Below are 5,160 nucleotides of genomic sequence, written 5' to 3'. Positions count from 1 at the left end.
CCCCGCCGTACCCGGCGCGCGCCCCCAGGACCCCGGGGCGGCGCCGGTGTCGGCGGACATCGTCCACGCCTCCGACCGCGGCGCCCGGGGCGTCAACATCACCATCGACGACGGGCCCGACCCCGTCTGGACGCCGCAGGTGCTGCGGGTGCTGCGGGACAACGGGGTGAAGGCGACCTTCTGCATGGTGGGCACGCAGGCCGAGGCGCACCCGGACCTGGTGAAGGCGGTGGTGGCGGCCGGGCACCGGCTGTGCGACCACACGGTCTCCCACGACACCGCCATGGACACCAAACCCGAGAGCTACCAGTCGCGGCAGATCCTGGACGCCGAGCACATGATCACCCGGGCCTCCGGGGGCGTCCGCCCGCAGTACTACCGCGCTCCGGGCGGCGCCTTCACCCCGTACAGCCGGCGGCTCGCCGCCTCCCGGGGGATGCGGCCGCTGGGCTGGAACGTCGACACCAAGGACTTCGAACGCCCCGGCACCGCCGCCATCGTCGCCACCGTCGAGAACCAGGTCGGCAACGGCCCGACCGTCCTGTTCCACGACGCCGGCGGAGACCGCTCCCAGACCGTCGCCGCCCTGCGCGAGGTCCTGCCCCGGCTGAAGCAGCGGGGTTACTCCTTCGGCTTCCCCGTGCGCTGACGCCGCGGCGGCCGGGCGGATCAGCCGCCGAGTGCCGTCAGCACCACCTGCTTGGCCTCGTCCTGCACCTGGGAGAGGTGGCCGGGTCCCCGGAACGACTCGGCGTAGACCTTGTAGACGTCCTCGGTGCCCGAGGGGCGGGCCGCGAACCAGGCGTTCTCGGTGGTCACCTTGATGCCGCCGATGGGGGCGCCGTTGCCCGGGGCTTCGGTGAGCACGGCGGTGACCGGCTCGCCGGCGAGGGTGCCGGCGGTGACCTGGGCCGGGGACAGCTCGGCCAGGCGTGCCTTCTCCTCGCGGGAGGCCGGTGCGTCGATGCGGGCGTAGGCGGGTTCGCCGAAGCGGGCGGTGAGGTCGGCGTAGTGCTGGGACGGTGTCCTGCCCGTGACTGCCGTGATCTCGGAGGCGAGCAGGGCCAGGACGATGCCGTCCTTGTCGGTGGTCCACACCGAGCCGTCCCGGCGCAGGAACGACGCTCCGGCGGACTCCTCGCCGCCGAAGCCGAGCGAGGCGTCGATCAGCCCGTCCACGAACCACTTGAAGCCGACGGGCACTTCGACCAGTCGGCGGCCGAGCTCGGCGGCGACCCGGTCGATCATGCCGGAGGAGACCAGTGTCTTGCCCACGCCCGCCTCGGCGGGCCACCGGGTGCGGTGGGCGTAGAGGTAGGAGATGGCCGTGGCGAGGTAGTGGTTGGGGTTCATCAGCCCGGCGTCCGGGGTGACGATGCCGTGCCGGTCGGCGTCGGCGTCGTTGCCGGTGGCGATGTCGAAGCGGTCGCGCTGTCCGATGAGCGAGGCCATCGCGTACGGCGAGGAGCAGTCCATACGGATCCTGCCGTCCCAGTCCAGCGTCATGAAGCGCCAGGTGGGGTCGGTGAGCGGGTTGACCACGGTCAGGTCGAGCCGGTGCTGCTCGGCGATGCGGCCCCAGTAGGCGACGGAGGCTCCGCCGAGCGGGTCGGCGCCGATGCGGATGCCCGCGGCCCGGATCGCGTCGAGGTCGAGCACGCTCGGCAGGTCGGAGACGTAGGCGTCCAGGAAGTCGTAGCGGCCGGTGCCGGGCGCGGCCAGTGCCCGCGTGTACGGGATGCGGCGCACGTCCTTCAGGCCGCCCGCGATGATCTCGTTGGCCCGGTCCTGGATCCAGGAGGTGGCGTCCGAGCCGGCCGGGCCGCCGCTGGGCGGGTTGTACTTGAAGCCGCCGTCGCCGGGCGGGTTGTGCGAGGGGGTGACCACCACGCCGTCGGCGAGGCCCGAGGCGCGGTCGCGGTTGTGCGTCAGGATCGCGTGGGAGACCGCCGGGGTCGGGGTGCAGCCGTCCGCGGTGTCGATGAGCACGGTGGTGTCGTTGGCCGCGAACACCTCCAGCGCGGTGGTCCGCGCCGGCTCGGACAGGGCGTGCGTGTCCGAGCCGAGGAAGAGGGGGCCGTCGGTGCCCTGGCGTTCGCGGTACTCGCAGATGGCCTGGCTGGTCGCGGCGATGTGGTCGTCGTTGAACGCGGTCGCCAGTGACGATCCGCGGTGTCCGGACGTTCCGAACGCCACCCGCTGCCCCGCCTCGGCGGGGTCGGGGTGCAGCGCGTAGTACGCCGTCACCAGCCGGGCGACGTCGATCAGGTCCTCGGGCCGGGCCGGCTTGCCCGCTCGCTCGTGCTGCATGGCACCCACGCTCCTCCGGGTCGCTCCTGAGTCCGCTGTCCACTCGCGATCTCATCCTCCCCCCTGCCGGGGAGGCGAGTCGCCCTTGCTCCTTCCCCGGAGCGTCGCCGGGGCACCCGGGAGCGCGGGATGCGGCGTTGCGGGTGTGAAGAACGCCGTCCGGGGCAGCCGGTCGGCGCGTACCGGAATCCGGTCCTCGATCAGGGTTCCCGGACATCGCACACACGGACGGACGAGCAAGGTGGCGTGGTGGTGGATGTGACACCCGACGGCCCAGCCGGTTCCGCCGGCGCGGAAGAGCCGCGGGAACGTGCGACGGGCATGCCGCGGCAGGCCCGCGAGGAAATGGCCCGGCGGGCGCGGCGGCACAGGCGCGCCCTGCGCAAGGAGGACGTCCATGTCGTCGAGCCCCCGCTGCTCAGGCGGGCGGTCGGCGCCTCCGCCCTCGGCAACTGCATGGAGTGGTTCGACTTCGGCATCTACAGCTACCTGGCCGCCACCATCGGAAAGGTGTTCTTCCCCGGTGTCTCGCCCGGCGCCCAGGTGATCTCCTCCTTCGCGACCTTCGCCGCGGCTTTCGTGGTGCGGCCGCTGGGCGGCCTCGTGTTCGGCCCGCTCGGTGACCGGATCGGCCGGCAGAAGGTGCTCGCCGCCACCATGATCATGATGGCGATCGGCACGTTCGCCATCGGCCTGATCCCCGGTTACGGCACTATCGGTATCGCCGCCCCGGTCCTGCTGCTGGTCGCCCGCATGGTCCAGGGCTTCTCCACCGGCGGCGAGTACGGCGGCGCCACCACGTTCGTCGCCGAGTACTCCCCCGACCGCCGCCGCGGCTTCCTCTCCAGCTGGCTCGACTTCGGCACCTTCGTCGGTTACGCGCTGGGCTCCGCCCTGGTCACCGTGTTGCAGTTCCTCCTCGACGACGCCCAGATGCTCGCCTGGGGCTGGCGGATCCCGTTCCTGATCGCCGGCCCGCTCGGCGTGATCGGTCTGTACATGCGGCTCAAACTGGAGGAGACGCCCGCCTTCCAGCAGCAGTTGGACGAGCACGAGAAGAGCCTCGCCCAGAAGTCGGCGGGCAGCGAGTTCAGGACCATCATCAGGAACCACTGGGGTGCGCTGCTCGTCTGCATGGGCCTGGTGCTGCTCTACAACGTCACCAACTACATGGTCACCGGCTACCTGCCCACCTACCAGACGGAGACCCTGCACCGCCCCAGCGGCTCCGCCGACGTTCTGGTGCTGGTGGGCATGGTGTGGATCGTGCTGCTGATCACCTTCGTCGGCCGGCTCAGCGACCACGTCGGCCGGCGTCCGGTCTACGGCGTCGCGGCGGCCGCGATGATCGTCCTGGCCGTTCCCTCCTTCCTGCTGATCAGGATGCACGGAACCTGGCCGCCGGTCCTCGGGGTGCTGGTCCTCTCCACCCTGCTGGCCTGCTTCGCCGCGCCGAGCGCCGCCACCCTGCCCGCGCTCTTCCCTACCGCGGTCCGTTACGCGGCCATGGGCATCGGCTTCAACGTCGCCGTCGCCGCGTTCGGCGGCACCACTCCGCTGGTCACGGCCACCCTGGTGCACGCCACCGGCAACGACATGATGCCGGCGTTCTACCTGATGGCGGCCGGTGTCGTCGGACTGGTGACCGTGAAGTTCCTGCCCGAGAGCGCCCAGGTGCCGCTCGACGGCTCCCGGCCGATGGTGGGGTCCGTGGAGGAGCGCGGGGAACTGGTCGCCACGTCCCAGGCGCTGTACGAGCACGCCCGCAGCCGGTCGTGACCCGTCACCGCCGGCGGCGGGGGCGACCCGTGCCCGCCCTCGTCGCCGCACGTGGGAGAGTGGGAGGTACGTACACGGTCGTGTCGGGGAGGAAGACCAGTGCCGGAAGAACGCCCGAAGCGTTCGAACAAGTCGCGTCTCGCGCTGATCGCGCTGATCACCGGTCTGGGTACCTGGCTGGGTGTGGTGTGCTACTCCATCGCGACCGAGGCACCACCCGGGGCGCCGACCCTGACCGCCCTGGCCGACAGGGTCGGGAAGGCGGCGGCCGACGGGGACGCGGACGCCCTCCAGACGCTGTTCGACGAGGACACCGTCTCCGACGGCTACGCCGCCGACTTCCTCGGCCGGCTGGGAGAGCACCCGCCCCCGCTGCGGGCACGGGTGGGGCACCGGGGCGGCCACGACTTCCTCCTGCTGCGCTCCGCGCGGGACGACTCCCTGTGCACGGCCTGGCACGTCACCGAGCGGGACGGCCGCCGGCTGCTCGACGGCGTTCCGCCCGCCGAGGACCTGTGCGCCCGCTGACCTTCCTCCTCGCCCTTTCCCCCGGGCCGCTGCGGATGCAGCCGGTACGGCGGTCGGTCATTCTGGGAATGACCGACGGAGCGAAGGAGTATGCGATGGGCATGCTGGACAAGCTCAAGGGACTGATGAAGGGTCACGAGGAGCAAGCCGACAGGGGCGTCGACAAGGCGGGTGACTACGTCGACGAGCGGACCCAGGGCAAGTACAGGAGCCAGGTCGACACCGCTCAGGACAGGATCAGGGAGCAGCTCGGCGAGCAGGGCCCCGACCAGGACCAACCGCCGCGCTGAGCCCGCCGGAGGAGCCCGCTCAGGGCCGGGCGACGGCCAGGGCCAGGATCCCCGCCGCGGCCAGGACGGCCAGGACGGCCAGGACGAGCGTCAGGCACCGTGCCCGCAACTGGCGGTAGCGTTCCTCGTACTCGCCGCGCAGCGCGCGGCACCGGTCGGCGACCCGCTGCAGGTCCGCCCGGGCCCGCAGCAGGCAGTCACGGACGTAGTGTTCCTCGATCTCCTCGCGCTGCGCGGTGGTCAGCCACTGCAT

Annotated in this window: 5 protein-coding genes and 1 pseudogene; 4 read left to right on the top strand and 2 right to left on the bottom strand. The window is 72.0% G+C overall.

The window, feature by feature from the left end; all coding sequences use genetic code 11:
• Window positions 1-649, top strand: a 649-nt coding sequence (locus tag RH94_RS13195; protein WP_107428703.1) for a polysaccharide deacetylase family protein, incomplete at its 5' end; no start/stop codon positions are given.
• Window positions 650-669: 20 nt separating this feature from the next.
• Here the strand turns inward: RH94_RS13195 and pgm are convergent.
• Window positions 670-2,310, bottom strand: coding sequence for a phosphoglucomutase (alpha-D-glucose-1,6-bisphosphate-dependent) (pgm, locus tag RH94_RS13190; RefSeq protein WP_073947793.1), 1,641 nt, complete (start codon window positions 2,308-2,310; stop codon window positions 670-672).
• A gap of 321 nt (window positions 2,311-2,631) precedes the next feature.
• Between pgm and RH94_RS13185 the strand changes: the two genes are divergently transcribed.
• The 3 genes from RH94_RS13185 to RH94_RS13175 all read left to right on the top strand — a co-directional run bounded on the left by RH94_RS13185 (window position 2,632) and on the right by RH94_RS13175 (window position 4,907).
• Window positions 2,632-4,089, top strand: coding sequence for an MFS transporter (locus RH94_RS13185; RefSeq protein WP_073947792.1), 1,458 nt, complete (start codon window positions 2,632-2,634; stop codon window positions 4,087-4,089).
• Between the two features lie 99 nt (window positions 4,090-4,188).
• Window positions 4,189-4,617 carry a hypothetical protein gene (locus RH94_RS13180; RefSeq protein WP_073947791.1) on the top strand — a complete coding sequence of 143 codons (429 nt, stop codon included), beginning with the start codon at window positions 4,189-4,191 and terminating at the stop codon, window positions 4,615-4,617.
• A gap of 95 nt (window positions 4,618-4,712) precedes the next feature.
• Window positions 4,713-4,907 (top strand): antitoxin, encoded by a 195-nt coding sequence (locus RH94_RS13175; RefSeq protein WP_073947859.1) that lies wholly within the window; start codon window positions 4,713-4,715, stop codon window positions 4,905-4,907.
• A gap of 19 nt (window positions 4,908-4,926) precedes the next feature.
• Here RH94_RS13175 and RH94_RS43235 read toward each other — a convergent pair.
• Window positions 4,927-5,160, bottom strand: a pseudogene (locus RH94_RS43235) (cytochrome C oxidase subunit I); the annotation flags it as partial.

The organism is Streptomyces kebangsaanensis, assembly GCF_001906585.1.
Classification (GTDB): Bacteria; Actinomycetota; Actinomycetes; order Streptomycetales; family Streptomycetaceae; genus Streptomyces; species Streptomyces kebangsaanensis.
The sequence above is the reverse complement of the archived record's forward strand: the minus strand, read 5'-3'. Positions and strand labels throughout refer to the sequence as shown.

Excerpts from the sequence above, each read along its gene's own strand:
- pgm (WP_073947793.1), bottom strand. The coding sequence starts at position 2,310 with ATGCAGCACGAGCGAGCGGGCAAGCCGGCCCGGCCCGAGGACCTGATC.
- RH94_RS13185 (WP_073947792.1), top strand. The coding sequence starts at position 2,632 with ATGCCGCGGCAGGCCCGCGAGGAAATGGCCCGGCGGGCGCGGCGGCAC.
- RH94_RS13175 (WP_073947859.1), top strand. The coding sequence starts at position 4,713 with ATGGGCATGCTGGACAAGCTCAAGGGACTGATGAAGGGTCACGAGGAG.